Origin of the sequence: Bradyrhizobium vignae (assembly GCF_900324035.1) — a bacterium.
Classification (GTDB): Bacteria; Pseudomonadota; Alphaproteobacteria; order Rhizobiales; family Xanthobacteraceae; genus Bradyrhizobium; species Bradyrhizobium vignae.
Genome location: NZ_LS398110.1, coordinates 4,654,290 through 4,669,319, shown reverse-complemented (window position 1 = coordinate 4,669,319; position 15,030 = coordinate 4,654,290). Strand labels below are relative to the sequence as shown.

The 15,030-nt window shown below is 65.1% G+C and carries 17 protein-coding genes; 11 read left to right on the top strand and 6 right to left on the bottom strand.

What is annotated here, in order from left to right; translation table 11 throughout:
- Nucleotides 1-2: 2 nt before the first annotated feature.
- From BRAD3257_RS22845 to BRAD3257_RS22825, 5 genes are read right to left on the bottom strand one after another with little or no spacing between them, the layout of a single operon-like run.
- Nucleotides 3-488: a MaoC family dehydratase gene (locus BRAD3257_RS22845; protein WP_122403688.1), complete on the bottom strand. Its 486-nt coding sequence runs from the start codon at nucleotides 486-488 to the stop codon at nucleotides 3-5.
- Nucleotides 489-497: 9 nt separating this feature from the next.
- The gene (locus BRAD3257_RS22840; RefSeq protein WP_122403687.1) at nucleotides 498-2,081 is read right to left on the bottom strand and encodes an acyl CoA:acetate/3-ketoacid CoA transferase; all 1,584 of its coding nucleotides are present in this window, start codon (nucleotides 2,079-2,081) and stop codon (nucleotides 498-500) included.
- Nucleotides 2,082-2,085: 4 nt separating this feature from the next.
- Entirely contained in the window at nucleotides 2,086-3,228 is a 1,143-nt protein-coding gene (locus tag BRAD3257_RS22835) for an acyl-CoA dehydrogenase family protein (RefSeq protein WP_122403686.1), read from the bottom strand.
- Nucleotides 3,229-3,240: 12 nt separating this feature from the next.
- Nucleotides 3,241-3,609 carry a tautomerase family protein gene (locus BRAD3257_RS22830; protein WP_122403685.1) on the bottom strand — a complete coding sequence of 123 codons (369 nt, stop codon included), beginning with the start codon at nucleotides 3,607-3,609 and terminating at the stop codon, nucleotides 3,241-3,243.
- Nucleotides 3,610-3,612: 3 nt separating this feature from the next.
- Nucleotides 3,613-4,713: a LacI family DNA-binding transcriptional regulator gene (locus tag BRAD3257_RS22825; protein ID WP_122403684.1), complete on the bottom strand. Its 1,101-nt coding sequence runs from the start codon at nucleotides 4,711-4,713 to the stop codon at nucleotides 3,613-3,615.
- 184 nt (nucleotides 4,714-4,897) lie between these two features.
- Between BRAD3257_RS22825 and dapA the strand changes: the two genes are divergently transcribed.
- From dapA to BRAD3257_RS22770, 11 genes are all read left to right on the top strand, one after another.
- On the top strand, nucleotides 4,898-5,806 hold the full coding sequence (gene dapA, locus BRAD3257_RS22820; protein ID WP_162500609.1) for a 4-hydroxy-tetrahydrodipicolinate synthase: 909 nt from the start codon (nucleotides 4,898-4,900) through the stop codon (nucleotides 5,804-5,806).
- Nucleotides 5,807-5,822: 16 nt separating this feature from the next.
- Nucleotides 5,823-7,013, top strand: coding sequence for a CaiB/BaiF CoA transferase family protein (locus tag BRAD3257_RS22815; RefSeq protein WP_122403682.1), 1,191 nt, complete (start codon nucleotides 5,823-5,825; stop codon nucleotides 7,011-7,013).
- Nucleotides 7,010-8,173, top strand: a complete 1,164-nt coding sequence (locus tag BRAD3257_RS22810) for an acyl-CoA dehydrogenase family protein (RefSeq protein ID WP_122403681.1) — start codon at nucleotides 7,010-7,012, stop codon at nucleotides 8,171-8,173. The genes BRAD3257_RS22815 and BRAD3257_RS22810 overlap by 4 nt, the downstream gene beginning before the upstream one ends.
- 10 nt (nucleotides 8,174-8,183) lie before the next feature.
- Nucleotides 8,184-8,591, top strand: coding sequence for a MaoC/PaaZ C-terminal domain-containing protein (locus BRAD3257_RS22805; protein WP_122403680.1), 408 nt, complete (start codon nucleotides 8,184-8,186; stop codon nucleotides 8,589-8,591).
- 3 nt (nucleotides 8,592-8,594) lie between these two features.
- Nucleotides 8,595-9,026, top strand: coding sequence for a MaoC/PaaZ C-terminal domain-containing protein (locus tag BRAD3257_RS22800; RefSeq protein ID WP_122403679.1), 432 nt, complete (start codon nucleotides 8,595-8,597; stop codon nucleotides 9,024-9,026).
- A gap of 8 nt (nucleotides 9,027-9,034) precedes the next feature.
- The gene (locus BRAD3257_RS22795; RefSeq protein ID WP_244607670.1) at nucleotides 9,035-9,976 is read left to right on the top strand and encodes a dihydrodipicolinate synthase family protein; all 942 of its coding nucleotides are present in this window, start codon (nucleotides 9,035-9,037) and stop codon (nucleotides 9,974-9,976) included.
- 11 nt (nucleotides 9,977-9,987) lie between these two features.
- Nucleotides 9,988-10,290 carry a DUF4286 family protein gene (locus tag BRAD3257_RS22790; protein ID WP_122403677.1) on the top strand — a complete coding sequence of 101 codons (303 nt, stop codon included), beginning with the start codon at nucleotides 9,988-9,990 and terminating at the stop codon, nucleotides 10,288-10,290.
- A gap of 122 nt (nucleotides 10,291-10,412) precedes the next feature.
- Nucleotides 10,413-11,249, top strand: a complete 837-nt coding sequence (locus tag BRAD3257_RS22785) for an ABC transporter substrate-binding protein (protein ID WP_122403676.1) — start codon at nucleotides 10,413-10,415, stop codon at nucleotides 11,247-11,249.
- A 19-nt stretch (nucleotides 11,250-11,268) separates the two neighbouring features.
- Entirely contained in the window at nucleotides 11,269-12,000 is a 732-nt protein-coding gene (locus BRAD3257_RS22780; protein WP_122403675.1) for an amino acid ABC transporter permease, read from the top strand.
- Entirely contained in the window at nucleotides 11,997-12,788 is a 792-nt protein-coding gene (locus BRAD3257_RS22775; RefSeq protein ID WP_122403674.1) for an amino acid ABC transporter ATP-binding protein, read from the top strand. The genes BRAD3257_RS22780 and BRAD3257_RS22775 overlap by 4 nt, the downstream gene beginning before the upstream one ends.
- Nucleotides 12,789-12,797: 9 nt before the next feature.
- Complete coding sequence (locus tag BRAD3257_RS22770; protein ID WP_122403673.1) at nucleotides 12,798-13,727, top strand: dihydrodipicolinate synthase family protein; 930 nt, start codon at nucleotides 12,798-12,800, stop codon at nucleotides 13,725-13,727.
- On the opposite strand, the gene BRAD3257_RS22765 is transcribed toward BRAD3257_RS22770, so the two are convergent.
- Entirely contained in the window at nucleotides 13,724-15,028 is a 1,305-nt protein-coding gene (locus tag BRAD3257_RS22765) for an LLM class flavin-dependent oxidoreductase (RefSeq protein ID WP_122403672.1), read from the bottom strand. The two genes, BRAD3257_RS22770 and BRAD3257_RS22765, sit on opposite strands and share 4 nt — an antisense overlap.
- Nucleotides 15,029-15,030 lie beyond the last annotated feature (2 nt).

Sequence of the window (15,030 nt, the reverse complement as noted above, 5' to 3'; positions counted from 1 at the left end):
TCTCATCGTGTGGCCGCCGTCGCGTCGGCTTGCCGGGTCAGGATCAGCGAGATGTGGCGGGCCGCGGTCACCACCTCGTCGCGCTGGTTGAGGAGGTCGAGGGTCTCGATGACGATGCCGCGCCCGGGATTCTTGGTCGGGCGTTTCTCGACGAAGCGGAAGCGGACGCGCAAGGAATCGCCGGCGACGATCGGCCCCTTGAATTTCACCTCGTCCCAGCCGAGTGAGGCGACCGAGGTCTCTTCATATAGCTTCAGCTCCGACTTCAGCCCTTCCATCAGTGACAGGCCGTACAGCCCGTGGCCGATCACGGCGGGGAAGCCGCGGGACCTTGCGTAGGCACCATCGACATGAAGCGGATGATGGTCGCGCGTGACGTCGGCGAAGGCCGCGATATCGGCTTCCGTCACGGTGTGCGCGGCGGTCTCGAACTCGGCACCGAGCGCGATATCTTCGTAATGGAGATTGATCGAGGCGCTCGTGTCCATGCTGATCCCTCAGGCAACCTTCCGTGGCCGCGCCGACAGCGCCTTGAAGCTCTGCGCGATTCCCATCGGGCCGGAACGGAAGATTCTCGGGTCCATGTCCTTCAGCTGAGGGCTGATGCGCGGCCTGAAGCCCATGTTCGCGAGGATGTCCTCCTCCAGCCGCACGCCCGGTGCGATCTCCGTCAGCGTCACGTGGCCGTTCTCGAGCTCGAACACGGCGCGCTCGGTGACGTAGCTGACATGCTGGCCACGCTGTGCGGCAAGCGAAGCGCTGAAGCTGATCTGGCCGACTTGTGGGACGAATTTGCGGAAGGCACCGTCGCGCCGGATCGCGAGGCGGCCATTCTCGACACCGATGTCGAACTTGCCGCCGGTCATGGTGCCGCTGAAGATCAGCCGCTTGGCATTCTGGGTGATGTCGATGAAGCCGCCGGAGCCGTCGCGTCGCTCGCCGAAGCGAGTGACGTTGACATTGCCTGTTACGTCCACCTCCGCGAAGGAGAGGAAGGCGCAGGAGAGTCCGCCGCCGTCGTAGAAGTCGAACTGATAGGCCTGGTCGAGGATGACGCGCGGGTTGATCGCGGTGCCGAACTCGCGGGCGTGACCTGGCACGCCGCCCACGACGCCGGATTCCACCGTCAGGGTGATCAGGTCGGAGATGCCTTCCTCGGCCGCGACATTCGGGATCATCGCGGAGATGCCGACGCCGAGATTGACGACGTCGCGCGGGCGCAATTCGAAGGCGGCGCGGCGGGCGATCACTCGGCGTTCGGTGAGTGGATCGGGTATGATCATCGCTACCGGCACGCGCGTCTCGCCGCAGCGCGCCGGATCGTAGGCGGTGCCGTAGGTCTGCATCTGCTCGGGTTCGAGCACGACGTGGTCGATCAGGAAGCCCGGGATCTTCACCATCTGCGGATGGATCGAGCCGCGCTTCACGATGCGCTTGACCTGGCAGATCACGGTGCCGCCGGCATTGTGCACGGCCTGTGCGATCGAGAGATCCTCGCGCGTCGTGCCCTCGTGCTCCATGCTGATGTAACCATCTTCATCTGCGGAGGTGCCGCGGATGATGGCGACATCGGGCGGGGTGGGGACGCGGTAGAGCAGCCAGGACTGGCCGTGCAGCTCGAGCAGGTCGACCAGCGGCGCGGTGGTGCGCTTGTTCATGCGCCCGCCATCCTGGCGCGGGTCCATATAGGTGTTGAGACCGACGTGGGTGAGCACGCCCGGATGTTTCGCGGCCATGGCGCGGCAGAGCTGGCTCATCACGCCTTGCGGGAAATTGTAGGCGTCGATCAGCTCGTCGCGGACGAGCCGCATGAACGGTACCTGGAGCCCGAAGTTGCCGCCGATCACGCGCGCGATCAGGCCTTCATGGGCGAGATGGCAGAGGCCCTTCTCGGTCACGGCGCCGACGCCGGTGATGTTGATCAGCGTCAGATTGTGCGGGCCCTGGCCGCCGAGGAAGCGCTGCTCCAGCGCATCGAGGATGGCTTCGGCTGCGCCCGTGCCGCCATTGCCGCCGACGATCAGCGTATCGGTGTCGCGGATCAGGCCTGCGGCCTCTTTCGCCGTGATGATGCTCAGCATGCCCTCACGCGGCCTCCTTTTCGACCTGGCGGGCGATGATCAGCCGCTGGATCTGGTTGGTGCCCTCGTAGATCTGGGCGAGGCGGACGTCGCGGAAGATCCGCTCGATGCGATACTCGCGCGAATAGCCGTTGCCGCCGTGGATCTGCAGCGCGTTGGAGACGTGCTTCATCGCCATGTCGGTGGTGAACAGCTTTGCCTGCGCCGCTTCCTTGGCGATCGGCTCGCCGGCATCGTGCAGGCGCGCGGCGTGGTGGATCAGGAGGCGCGCAGCCGCAATGTCCGTCGACATGTCCGCGAGCATGAACTGCACCGCCTGGTAGCCGATGATGGCCTGGCCGAACTGCTTGCGGTCCTTGGCATAGGCGGTGGCGTCCTCGAACGCGGCCTGCGCCATGCCGAGCGCCATCGAGGCCATCATCAGCCGGCTGAAGTTGAAATTGCTCATGGCCATCTTGAAGGCCTGGTTCTCCGGCCCCATCACGCTGTCCGAGGGCAGGCGCACATCGGAGAAGGTGATCTGGCAGTCGTCGAGGCCGTGCATGCCGAGCAGCTCCTCGTTCTTGCCGCGGGCGATGCCGGGCAGGGCGCCGTCGACCAGAAGACACGAGATGGCGCGATGGCCGGCATCTGCGCCGGTGCGCGCGAACACCATGATGCGGTCGGCGACGCCGCCGAGCGTCACCCAGGCCTTTGTGCCGTTGAGCCGCCAGCCATTGCCCTCGCGCGCCGCGCTGGTGCGGATGCCCGCGACATCGGAGCCGTGGTCGGGCTCGGAGACGGCGGTAGCGGGAATGATGTCGCCGCTGAGAATCTTGGGGATCAGCGCCTTGTGCGCGTCGGTGCCGTGATGGTCGAAGAACAGCACGGCCTCGACCGGGATAGCGAAGGCATTGGCGACCGCGCCGGAGCAGCGCGCCAATTCCTCCATCGCAATGCAGGCCGCGACCGCATCGAGCCCGGCGCCGCCGGCGCCTTCGCGCAGGCAGATGCCGAACAGGCCGAGATCGGCCATGCCCTTGTAGAGCGTGCGGTCGAACCGGTCCTCGCGATCGATCGCGGCCGCGCGCGGCAGGATCTCCGCTTCCGCGAAGCGGCGGGCGGTGTCGCGCAGGGCTTTCTGGTCTTGGCTGTAGAAGCGATCCATGGCGTGCTCCCGTCAGTCGCTGGCGAGCTTGGAATCGTGGGAGACCTCGCTGCGGTCGCGGTCGAGGAAATAGACCGCGACATCGTCGCCCGGCACGCCATAGGCACTGCATACGGCGCGGGTCAGCGCGATGGCGGCGGCGCGCCGCTCGGCCTCGCTGCGGCGGAAGGCATGGACCTTGAGCAGGATGCGTTGGCCGGTGGCCTGAGCGCCGAACGTACCGGCGTGGGCGTAGTCATCGGCCGCAATGTTCAGGAAATAGAGCGTGACCGTATCAGCGGTGACGCCGAACGCCGACATCAGGCCGTCGGTCACGGACCGCGCCAGCGCGGCCTTGCGATCAGACGGGACTTGCGGGCCGAGCACTTCGACATAGGGCATCGATCAGACCTTCGCGGACTTCGCTGCTGACGACTTGGCCGCAGATGATTTGGATGAAGACGATTTGGACTTGGCGGATTTCGCGGGGGCCAGGGCGTCGATCTGGCGGCAGGAGTCGCGCTTGATCAGGCGGGCGCCGACGCGATATTCGCGAACGCCGTCATTGCCGTTGCCCTTGGCGTCCATGCGGTGCAGCAGCCGGTCGACGGCGAGATTGGCAAGGTCCCGCGCGCCGTTGTCGACGATGCTGATGGCCGGGCGGTGCCACTCGAACCACGGCATGTCTTCATAACAGAGTAGCGAGAGATCGTCGGGAATGGCGATGTTCCGCTCCGCCGTGACGCGCAGCACGCCGAGCGTTGCCTCGTGATTGGCGACGAAGATCGCGCTCGGCGGCCGGGGGAGGTCGAGCAGCTTGCGGGCGCACGTCGCGCCGGTCTCGGGCTCGAAATGGCCGGCATGAATCAAGGTGTCGTCCCTGGCGATGCCGGCCTCACGCAGGGCGCGGACATAGCCGGACAAGCGTTCGCGGCCGGACGTGGTGTCCTGGCGCCCCACGATCAGCCCGATGCGCTTGTGCCCGAGCTCGATCAAATGGCGCGTGCCCAGATAAGCGCCTTGCGGATCGTCGGCGAGCACGGTCTCGAGATCGGTCGCGTCATCGCGCCGCACCAGGCAGACGATAGGCACGTCTTTCGAGAGCGTCTTGAGCTGCGAGCCGTTCTTTCCCGTGGGCACCACGATCAGCCCGTCGATGCGGTGGTCGACCAGTGTGGCGAGGGTGTCGCTCTCCTGCTGCGGATCGTCGCCGCCGATGCACAGGAGCATTTGATAACCCAGCGCCTTCAGGCGTGCCTGCACCACTTCGGCCATCACCTGGAACGAGGCGTTGGTGAGGTTGTGGACGAGAAGCGCCACGAGCCGCGACTGTCCGGTCTTGAGACCTCGCGCGATAGGGTTCGGTCGATAGCCGAGCTCGCGCGCGATGCGCACCAGGCGCTGCTGCGTACGTTCGCTGGTCAGGCCGGTTCCCGTCAGCGCTCGGGAAACAGTGCTGACTGAAACGCGGGCCGCCTGTGCCACATCTTTGAGCGTGACGCTCATCAAACCTGCCGATAGACTGCAAACGATTGCAGAAACGCTATGAGCTAATTCCACGCTTATCAAGCTCAAAAAATGGATGGTGTTGCCCAATGCAGAGCCATTTATGCAAACGATTGCATAAGTCGTGCGGATATTCCGCAGGCGGCGCCCATCGCCTGATTCCACCCGAGCATCCGACGGTTCCCTGATGAAGACGTTCCGCGGCACCTACACCGTCATGATCACCCCGTTCACGGCTGCGGGCGAGGTCGATGTCGCGGCCTTGCGCGCCTTCGTCGATTGGCAGATCGCGGAAGGTATTCACGGGTTGATCCCGCTCGGCTCGACCGGTGAGTTCCTGTCCATGGACGATGACGAGAAAGCGCTGGTTGCCGAGGTTGTCATTCGCCAGGCCGCGGGCCGCGTCCCCGTGCTGATCGGCACCGGCGCGGAGGACACGCGCGAGGTGGTGCGCCTCAGTCGCCGTGCCGAAAAACTGGGCGCTGACGGTGTGATGATCATCCCGCCGTTCTATTCGACGCCGACCGACGACGAGCTCGTCCATCACTACAAGACGGTGGCCGACGCCATCGCGCTGCCGATCATGGTCTACAACAATCCGGCGACCGCCAATGTCGATCTCAAGCCGCCGCTGGTGGCGCGCATCGCCGAGATCGACAACTGCCTCTATATCAAGGAGTCGACGCTGGAGGTGACGCGCGTGCGCGACATCATCCGTCTCTGCGGCGACAGGATGACGGTGTTCGGCGGCATCCTCGGCTTTGAATCCTTCGTCGAGGGCGCGCAGGGCTGGGTGGCCGTTGCCTCCAACGTGGTCCCGGCGGAGATGGCCCGCATCTTCAGCCTCGTCGCCGACCACGGCGCGATCAGGGAAGCGCGCGAGCTTTATCTGAAATACCTGCCGGTGATCGAATTCGTCGGCGGCCAGGCCTATGTCGCCGGCACCAAGGCGCTGCTCAGTCATATGGGTTTTGCAGCCGGCCATCCGCGCCCGCCACGCCTGCCGCTGCCGGCTGTGCAGGATGCGGCTGCGCGCGTGCTGGTCAAGACGTTCGATCTCGCCTGGCGCGACGCGCCAATCGCGGCTGCTTGAACCGAGGTGTGAACGGATGAACCTGCTCGACGGCGTCAAGATCCTCAGCTTCAATCACTATCTCGCGGGACCGCTGGCCGCGCAGACGCTCGCCGATCTCGGCGCCGACGTCATCGCGGTCGAGCCGATCGAGGGCGCATTTCAGCGCAACTGGGCGGTCGCCAATCATTTCGTCGCAGGCGACAGCGTTAATCATCTGGCGACCGGGCGTAACAAGCGCAGCCTCGCCGTCGATCTCAAGCATCCCGACGGCATTGCCGCGGTGAAGAAGCTGGTCGCGACCGCCGACGTCGTGATGGAGAACTTTCGGCCGGGCACGATGGCCAAGCTCGGTCTCAGCTACGACACGCTCAAGGCGATCAACCCCGGCCTGATCTACGCGGTCGCAACCGGCTTCGGATCGGAGGGGCCGTACAGGGATCGCCCCGGCCAGGATCTTCTGCTCCAGGCGATGTCGGGTCTTGCGATGCGGACGGGGCGGGCGGACGGCGAGCCGACGGCGGTCGGCGCTGTCATCGTCGATCAGCACGCCGCCTCACTCTATGCCATGAGCATCCTCGCGGCGTTGTTTGCAAGAACCAAGACAGGCAAGGGGCAGCTCGTCGAGGTCAACCTCTACCAGGCCGCGCTCGATCTCCAGGTCGAGCCGCTGACCGCATGGCTGAACGGCGCGCCGTCGCCGACGTCGCGCGGTCCGGCCGGCATCGCGGCTTGGTTCAGTCCCGGGCCTTACGGCGTTCACGCCACGGCGGACGGTCATATGGCGATCTCCATGGCAGCGCCCAAGGCGCTGGCGGTCGCGCTCGACAATGAGGAATTGAAGCAGTTCGAGGAGGGTGACAGTTTCTCGAAGCGCGAGGAGATCACGCGGATCGTCGCGGCGCGTCTGAAGCAGAAGTCGACAGCCGATTGGCTGCCCGCGCTGGAATCGGCGCGTGTCTGGCACGCACCGGTGCAGGATTATCGCGACCTCGAATCCGATCCCCAGCTCAAGCACCTCGGCGTGTTCAAGAGCGCCGAGAGCGCAGGCGGCGCGCCGATCCGCATGGTCGCCCATCCCGCGCGCTATGACGGCCGGACGCCGGAGGTGCGGCTGGTGCCGCAGCGGCTCGGTGCGCAGACGCGCGAGGTGCTCGGCGAGATCGGCTACGGCGCCGCGGAGATCGACGCGATGGTCGCCGGCAAGGCGGTGGGAGTAGCGCGATGATCGATTTTTCGCTCCCTGAGGAGACGCGCCTCCTGGTCGACACCGTCCGCCGTTTCGTTGAAACGGAGGTGCAGCCGCTCGAAGACGTCGTCGAGCAAACAGCAAAAGTGCCGGCCGATGCGCTGGCGGTCACCAAGGCCAAGGCGCAGAAGCTCGGCCTTTACGCCATGAATATGCCGGCAAATGTCGGTGGTGGCGGGCTATCCTGCGTCGAGCATTGCCTGGTCGAGGAAGAATTTGGCAAGACCTCGGATGCGCTGATCCGCCGCGTGTTCGGCCAGGTCTATCCGATGCTGATGGCCTGCAAGGGCGATCAGGTCGAACGCTATTTGCTGCCCACGGTGAAAGGCGACAAGATCTGCGCCATGGCGATCACCGAGCCGGGCGCCGGTTCCGACGCGGCGTCGATCAGCACGACGGCGCATCTTGAGGGTGATCAGTGGGTGCTGAACGGCACCAAGCATTTCATCAGCGACGGCGACATCGCGGACTATGTGATCCTGATGGCGCTGACCGACAGGGAGAAGCGGGCGAGGGGTGGCATCACGCTGTTCCTGGTCGATCGTGGCACGCCCGGCTTCAAGGTCGCGCGCACGCAGCCGATGATGGGCCATCGCGGCTATGGCCATGCCGAGCTGAGTTTTGAGGACTGCCGCATTCCTAAGGCGGCCGTGCTCGGCGAGGTCGGGGGCGGCTTCAAGCTGATCATGCAGAGCGTGCTGCAGATCCGGGTCGCCCATATCGGCGCCCGCGCGGTCGGCATGGCGCAGCGTGCGCTCGAGATGATGCGCAAGCATGCCGGCGAGCGGCGCCAGTTCGGCCAGCTGATCGGCGACTTCCAGATGGTGCAGAAGCTGATCGCCGATTCCGCCACCGAGATCTTCGGCGTGAAGATGATGGTGATGAACGCCGCCTGGGATATCGATCAGGGCAAGGATGCGCGCGACAAGGTTTCGATGATCAAGGTCGCGGCCTCCGAGATGCAGGGCCGGGTGGTCGATCGCGCCATCCAGGTGTTCGGCGGCATGGGGTTCAGCAAGGACCTGCCGCTGGAGCGCATGTACCGCGACGCCCGCGTCACCCGGATCTATGACGGTACCTCCGAAATTCACCGCATGCTGGTCGCGCGCAGCACCATCAAGAACGGCTTGCAGCTCTAGGGAACGTCTCATGTCGCACGCACCTCTCAAGCCCGGCGCTGCCTTCGCCTTCCGCAAGACCATGACGGTCGCCGAGCAGGCGATGTTCACCGGCATCAGCGGCAATCTCGGCGGCCTCTATGTCGACGCCGTCCGCGCCAAGAAGGCGGGCGCCTCCAACATGGTCGCGTTCGAGCTTGCCGTCGGCGGTCTCGCCACCACCTGTCTCAGCCAGCTCGGGGGGCCGACGCGGCGGATCGGCAGCATCGTGCTGAATTTTGCGGCGCCCGTGATCGTCGGCGAGTCCGTCGAAGCGCGGGCCGAGATCGTCTCCGTTGAGGGCGACGATGCGACCTGCCGGGTCACCTGCACGCTGTCGCCATCCGGCACGACCGTGGTGGACGGCACCGCGACGCTGGTTCCCTTTGCCAAGGCCTGAGCCATGTACGAACCAAGATCCTTCGACGATCTCAAGGTGAATGACAGGGTCAGCCTGAGCAAGACCATCACCGAAGCCGATGGCGCGCTCTACATCGCCGCGACCGGCGATTTCGGCCCTGTTCATGTCGACGAGGTCTATGCCGGCGCGACGCGCTTTGGCCGCAGGCTGGCGCCGGGGATCATGGTTGCGGGCCTCTGCACCAGCATCCTCACCTCTGAGCTGGTCGGCACCATCGGCATATCGGTGGAGGACCGCTTCTGGTTCACCGGTCCCGTGTTTTACGGCGACACGCTCACCATCGACGTCTGGATCGCTGAGCAGCACGACGAAACCCGCACCATCATCTGGGAAGCGAGCGCGCGCAACGAAGGCGGCCTCGAAGTGCTGAAGGCGCGCGCGAGCCTGAAATTTCCGCGGCGTAAACCGTCATGAGCAAGCCGATGAAGAAACCGGATTTGCGCGGCGTCACGGTCGCGACCGTGCTGCCCTTCAGGGACGACAGCTCGATCGACTGGGACGGATACGCCCGCGTGCTGGACTATTGCGCGTGCCCGGATGGAATCGCGGCGGTGTTCGTCAATGGCCACGCCGGCGAGGGTGGGTCGCTCTCGGACGAGGAACGTCAGGCCGTGATCGAGCGGACGCGCCGGCAGATCGGCGGCAAGCCGCTATTGGCCGGCATCATCGCGCATTCCACGGCGGAAGCGATTCATCAGGCGCAGCTCGCGGAAGCTGCCGGCGCCGATTGCGCCGTTCTGTTCCCGCCCGCGCCGCTCGGCGGCGGAGCCTCGGCGACGTCGCGTGCGCCGGTGGCATTCGTGCAGGCGGTGAGCTCCGCCATCGGCATTCCCGTATCCGTCTTCCAGTATCCGCTCGCGTCCGGCTTCGGCTATTCGCCGGAGACGCTGGCGAAGATTGCAGCGATTGACAGCGTCATCGCCATCAAGGAGGGCAGCGATACCATGCTGGCCTATGACGAGAACCGACGGGCGGTGAAGCAGGCTGATCCCTCCGTGGCGATCCTGCCGTCAAATTTCAACTGGTTCCTGCCGCAGCTCGCCGTCGGCGGCGACGGCATTCTGTCCGGTCTCGTCAGCCTTGCGCCGCATCTGTTCGCAGCGCTGTGGCAGGCCGCGCTCGCCGACGACCTCAAGGCGATGCGCGCCGTCAACGAGCGGCTCTATCCGATCGTCCGCGCCATCTACGGGCCGGCGCCGATCATGGACATGCACACCCGCATGAAGGTCGGGCTGAAAGCGCTCGGCCTGATCCGCAACGCCGATCCGCGGCCGCCGCTGCTGCCGGTTCTGCCCGCGTTGTGCGATGCCATCGCAACGACAGTCGGCGCAGCGCGCACGGCCGGCGACATCCGTCTGGCATGAGGAACGAGTAGATGCCGGACGAAGCCTTCATCCATATCGTGCGGGTCGACATCGATCCCGAGCACGAGGCTGCGTTCAACGCCTGGTACGAGCAGACGCATTTTCCTGATCTGCTCGCCTGTCCCGGCTGGCTCTCGGCCAAGCGTTTCATCTCGATCGGCGATGGGCCGAAATACGCCGCGATGTACGAAGTCGCGGGGCGATGGGCATTCGAGACGCCGGAGTTCCTGAAGGTGAAGGGCTTTGGTCCGTTCGAATCCCTGGTGAAGAATTTCATGCGCATCCAGCTCAGGCCGATGTCGGGACCGGCTTGAGCGGATCAAGGACGATGCTGCCTGCCGTGTCGAGAGATCCGGCCAGCCGCATCCAAGAAACACCGAGGGGGAATCCCGGGCGAGGAATTGCATCGGTCATCGGCGTCTTACTGGAGGTATCCATGGTCTCGACACTGTTTCGCTTGAGTGCGGCCGCCGCATTCGTTTTCGCGTCCACGGCGGTGCATGCCGCCTGCACGCCCGCAATCACCGACGACAATCTGATTGCGCCCGGCAAATTGCAGCTCTCCATCAACCCGACCAATCCGCCGCAGCAATTCGTCGACAAGGACGGCCAGTTGCAGGGCCTCAACGTCGAGCTCGCCGCCGAGCTCGGCAAGCGGCTGTGCCTTCCGGTCGAACTCGTCCGGATGGATTTTCCGGCCATGATTCCTGCCTTGGGCGCAGCGCGAATTGACGGCGTCAACACCGGCATGTTCTGGACCGAGGAACGCTCGAAGCTGATGTACATGGTGCCGTATGCCATTCAGGCGATCTCGGTCGTGGTGGCCCCCGATAGCGGCACAAGAATTGCTACCGAAAGCGATCTGTTTGGAAAATCTTCCGCCGTCGAGGTCAGCAGCTACCAGATGAACTGGCTCAAGAAGCTCAGCGAGGCCAGCGTTGCGAAAGGCGGAGCCGCCGTCGAAATGCGGACGTTCCCCACCGCGACCAACGTCGTCAGCGCGCTGCTCGCGGGCCAGGTTGACAATGCGCTGCTGGTCGACAGCGTGGCGCGCGATCTGGTCGGCCGTGGCCGCGTGAAGGAAGTCCTGAGCGGGCTCGGCACGGCCAGGACCACGCTTGGTTTCCGCAACAAGACAGTCGCCGATACCGTCGTCAAGGTGCTGAACGCAATGCGCGCCGACGGCTTTTATAAGGCGCTGTTCGACAAGTTCGGCCTGACCGCCATGCCGGCTGATCAGCCGCTCGCGATCGCCGGCCCCGGTCCGGCCTGATACTTACGGAGACGAGCCGATGAGCCATTTCAGTCCGACAGCCGCCGTCAGCTACTTCTTCAACTACTTCCTGATGAAGGGAGTGCTCGTCACCATCGGCTTGACGGTGGCGGCGGTCGTCGGCGGATTGATCCTCGGCATGGGCATCGCGTTGCTGCGCATGTCGTCCAATCCGGTGCTCGCAGGCGCGGCGCGCTTCTACATCTGGTTCTTCCGCGGCACGCCGCTTCTGATCCAGCTCGTGGTGATCTACAGCGGCTTGCCGCAGCTTGGCATCAAGTTCAGTGTGATCACCTGCGCGCTCATCGGCCTGATCCTCAACGAAGCGGCCTATCTCGCCGAGATCGTACGCAGCGGCTTCATGGCGGTGTCGGCGGGGCAGCGCGAAGCCGCCTGGGCGCTCAGCCTGTCGCCCTGGGTCACGTTCCGTCGCGTGACCCTGCCGCAGGCGTTCCGCCTGATGATCCCGCCGCTCGGCAACTCCATCAACTCGCTCTTGAAGGCGACCTCGCTGGCCTCCGTGATCTCGGTCGAGGAGCTGATGCGCCGCAGCGACATGCTGATGCAGGAGCATTTCCAGATCCTCGAGGTCTATGCGGCGGCAACGGCATATTACCTGATCCTCACCTCGGTCTGGGATGCGGTGCAACGCCGGCTGGAAAAGCATTTCGGTCGATCGAGTGCCGCAAAAACCAGGCGGGTCAGAACGAGTGCGCCGGTTGCGCAGGCGAGTGTGGAGGCCCGCGCATGAGCGAGATATCGATGACGACGACGGAAGGTGCAACAGTGGAGCCGCAGCTTCGCGAGGTGCCTGCGGTTCGCATGGAGGCCGTCTACAAGCATTATGGCGATTTCACCGCGCTCGACCAGATCGATCTCAAGGTCGCCAAGGGCGAGAAGATCGTGGTCTGCGGTCCTTCCGGCTCGGGCAAGTCGACGCTCATCCGCTGCATCAACCACATCGAGAAGCACGACGAAGGCCTGATCTACGTCAACGGCGTCGAGCTCGACCATCAGCGCAAGAACATCGATGCGGTGAGGCGCGACACCGGCATGGTGTTCCAGAGTTTCAATCTGTTTCCGCACATGACGGTGCTGGAGAACTGCACCCTGGCGCCGATGACCGCGAACGGCATGAGCGAGGCGGAGGCCAAGGACCTCGCCATGCATTTCCTGACAAAAGTCCGGATTCCCGATCAGGCCGAGAAATTCCCCGGGCAGCTCTCAGGTGGCCAGCAGCAGCGCGTCGCGATCGCGCGGGCGCTGTGCATGCGTCCCAAGATCATGCTGTTCGACGAGCCGACCTCGGCGCTCGACCCCGAGATGGTCAAGGAAGTGCTGGAGACCATGAAGAAGCTCGCGGAAGAGGGCATGACCATGCTGTGCGTGACCCACGAGATGGGCTTTGCCCGCGAGGTCGCTGACCGAATCGTGTTCATGAACGAGGGCAAGGTGGTCGAACAGGCCGCGCCGAAGGAATTCTTCAAGCATCCGAAGTCCGAGCGGGCGCGGACGTTCCTCGACCAGATCATTCACTGATCGGCCAAGATGCGGACATTCAGCGACCGCCTGCGCGGCATTCACGCCGCCACCATCGTGCCGATGACGCCCGATTTCGAGATCGATGAGGCGCAGCTCGCAAACCATCTCGCGTCGGTTTCGTCCACACTCGGCATTAATGGGCTCCTCGTCAACGGCCACGCCGGCGAGAATTTTGTGCTGTCCCTGGCCGAGAAGCGGCGCGTGGTGGAGCTGGCGCGCCAGCACGCGCCGAAGGACTGCCTGATCGTCTCCGGGGTCAATCATGAATCGAGCCTGGAAGCGGCGCGCGAGGCGGCTGCACTGGAACAGGCCGGCGCGGACGGGCTGCTGGTATTTCCGCCCAACAGCTGGGCGCTCGGCCACGCCGATGACTGCGTGATCGAGCATCATAGCCGCATCCGTGATGCGACGACCGCTCCGCTGATGCTCTACGCCGCGCCCGTCGGCGCGGGTGCGATGGCCTACGCGCCGCCGCTGCTTACGCGGCTCGTTGCCGATCCGCGCTTCGTTGCGGTGAAGGAAGGCAGCTGGGAGGTTGCGGCCTACGAACAGAATCTCAGGCTGATCCGGAAACTGCGACAGGACTTCGTCGTGCTCGGCTCCGGCGACGAGCACCTGCTGACCAGCTATCTCGTCGGCTCGGCCGGCAGCCAGGTCAGCCTTGCCTGCGTCGTCCCGGAACTTATCGTTGGCCTCTGGAATGCGGCGGAGGCCGGCGATTGGGAGCGGGCGCGCGCCGCACATGAGAAGCTCTATCCGCTGGCTGTCGCGATCTATCGGGATGCGCCGGGAGGACGGGCGACCGTGCGGCTCAAGGCCTGCCTGAAGCGGCTCGGCCGTCTGTCGTGCGATGCGGCGCGGCCGCCGCAGCCGGCGGCGACACCGGGCGAGCTAAAGGCGCTCGAGCAGGCACTGCGCGTCGTCGGCGTGCTCTAAGCCGCGAAGAACGGATTCGCCGGCCGTGCAAGGCCGAGATGATCGCGCAATGTCGTGCCCTCATAGTCCGCACGGAACAGCCCGCGCTCCTGCAGGATCGGCACGACGAGCCGGACGAAATCCTCGAAGCCTTCGTGGAAATAGGGCGGCATCACGTTGAAGCCGTCGGCGGCATGCTCCTCGAACCAGAGCTGGAGCGTGTCGGCGATGCGCTCGGCCGAGCCGCACAGCACCCAATGCCCGCGGGCGGCGGCGGTGAGATTGTAGAGATCGCGCAGCGTCATGTTCTCGCGGCGCCCTTTGGCGAGCATGACGCTGGCGAAACTGTGATAGCTATCCGAGGGCGCGATGTCGGGGATCGGCCCGTCGAGATCGTAGGCCGACATGTCCCGGCCGAAGCGGTCAGACAGGATCGCGAGCGCGTTGCTGCCGCTGACAAAGTTCTGGAGCACGTTAAGCTTCTCGAGCGCCTCCTTGTCGGTGCGGCCGACCACGGGCATCACGCCCGGCAGCACGGTGACGTCCTCGGCCTTGCGGCCGAACGACGGCAGGCGCGCCTTCAACGAGGTATAGCCGGCCTTGGCCTCGTCAATATCCTGCACCACCGAGAACACGATATCGGCGGTGCGTGCGGCGAGCGCCTGTCCGGCTTCGGAGCCGCCGGCCTGGAGCACGACGGGTTGGCCTTGCGGGCTGCGGCCGATATTGAGCGGGCCCTTTACCTTGAAGAAGGTGCCGTCATGGTCGATCGGGCGCAGCTTTGCGGGATCGATGTAAAGGCCGCTGCCGCGGTCGGCGACGATGGCATCATCCGCCCAGCCATCCCACAGGCCCTTGACCACATCGAGGAATTCGCCCGCCATCTCGTAGCGGCTGGCGTGGTCGGGATGCCTCGTGCCGAAATTCGCCGCCGTTGCCGGATTCGCCGTCGTCACCGCGTTCCACGCAGCTCGGCCATTGGAGATGTGATCGAGCGAAGCGAACACGCGTGCGACCGAGAACGGATCGCTGTAGGTGGTGGAGACGGTCGCGCCAAGGCCGATATGGCTGGTCGAAGTCGAAAGCGCGGCCAGCATCGTCAGCGGTTCCAGCCGCAGCGCGTAGGAGGGATGGGCGGCGGCATCGGCGTAGAGATTGTCGCCCATGAAGATCAGGTCGAACTTGCCGCGCTCGGCGGTGCGGCCGATCTCCTGGATCGCCGCAAAGTCCTGAAAACTGTCGACTGCACCGGGATAGCGCCAACCCGCGACGTGGCTGCCGGTGCCGAGGATGAACAATCCGAGATGCATCTGTCGTTTCATGG

Coding starts and splice junctions, on each gene's coding strand:
- BRAD3257_RS22830 (WP_122403685.1), bottom strand. CDS start 3,609: ATGCCCTATGTCGAAGTGCTCGGCCCGCAAGTCCCGTCTGATCGCAAG.
- BRAD3257_RS22795 (WP_244607670.1), top strand. CDS start 9,035: ATGAAGAAACCGGATTTGCGCGGCGTCACGGTCGCGACCGTGCTGCCC.
- BRAD3257_RS22785 (WP_122403676.1), top strand. CDS start 10,413: ATGGTCTCGACACTGTTTCGCTTGAGTGCGGCCGCCGCATTCGTTTTC.
- BRAD3257_RS22790 (WP_122403677.1), top strand. CDS start 9,988: ATGCCGGACGAAGCCTTCATCCATATCGTGCGGGTCGACATCGATCCC.
- BRAD3257_RS22835 (WP_122403686.1), bottom strand. CDS start 3,228: ATGGATCGCTTCTACAGCCAAGACCAGAAAGCCCTGCGCGACACCGCC.
- BRAD3257_RS22800 (WP_122403679.1), top strand. CDS start 8,595: ATGTACGAACCAAGATCCTTCGACGATCTCAAGGTGAATGACAGGGTC.
- BRAD3257_RS22815 (WP_122403682.1), top strand. CDS start 5,823: ATGAACCTGCTCGACGGCGTCAAGATCCTCAGCTTCAATCACTATCTC.
- BRAD3257_RS22775 (WP_122403674.1), top strand. CDS start 11,997: ATGAGCGAGATATCGATGACGACGACGGAAGGTGCAACAGTGGAGCCG.
- BRAD3257_RS22770 (WP_122403673.1), top strand. CDS start 12,798: ATGCGGACATTCAGCGACCGCCTGCGCGGCATTCACGCCGCCACCATC.
- BRAD3257_RS22780 (WP_122403675.1), top strand. CDS start 11,269: ATGAGCCATTTCAGTCCGACAGCCGCCGTCAGCTACTTCTTCAACTAC.
- BRAD3257_RS22840 (WP_122403687.1), bottom strand. CDS start 2,081: ATGCTGAGCATCATCACGGCGAAAGAGGCCGCAGGCCTGATCCGCGAC.
- BRAD3257_RS22845 (WP_122403688.1), bottom strand. CDS start 488: ATGGACACGAGCGCCTCGATCAATCTCCATTACGAAGATATCGCGCTC.
- BRAD3257_RS22810 (WP_122403681.1), top strand. CDS start 7,010: ATGATCGATTTTTCGCTCCCTGAGGAGACGCGCCTCCTGGTCGACACC.
- BRAD3257_RS22765 (WP_122403672.1), bottom strand. CDS start 15,028: ATGAAACGACAGATGCATCTCGGATTGTTCATCCTCGGCACCGGCAGC.
- BRAD3257_RS22825 (WP_122403684.1), bottom strand. CDS start 4,713: ATGAGCGTCACGCTCAAAGATGTGGCACAGGCGGCCCGCGTTTCAGTC.
- BRAD3257_RS22805 (WP_122403680.1), top strand. CDS start 8,184: ATGTCGCACGCACCTCTCAAGCCCGGCGCTGCCTTCGCCTTCCGCAAG.